The organism is Methylobacterium sp. A54F, from assembly GCF_053346035.1.
Map to the genome: position 1 here is coordinate 1 of NZ_JBKFBF010000170.1, position 296 is coordinate 296.

Annotated in this window: 1 pseudogene; it reads right to left on the reverse strand. The window is 82.4% G+C overall.

Annotated elements, in window-relative coordinates:
* Nucleotides 1-283 (reverse strand): annotated as a pseudogene (locus ACLBXP_RS25820) (EAL domain-containing protein); the annotation flags it as partial.
* Nucleotides 284-296: the final 13 nt, after the last annotated feature.

Genomic DNA, 296 nt, shown 5'->3' on the forward strand with positions numbered 1-296 from the left:
CCTCGGCGGTGGGCTCCGGCTCCGGCGGGCGCGGCGGCAGAGGGCGCCGCGGGAGAGGGGGCAGGGCCGCGGCCGGCGGCGTCGGACCCGGCGCGGCGGGCGGCCGGGCGTCCGGGGGCGCGGCGCCGGACACCTCGGGGACGGGCGCGCGGACGGGGGCGTGGACAGCGAGGACCGGAGCGGACGGCCGGGGATCGGCCTTCAGGCGGGCGATCTCGCCGCCCTGCGTCGAGACCACGGCGGCCAGGTCGCGCACGATGCCGCTGAGGAGGCCGATCCCCACGGTGACGTCCTCG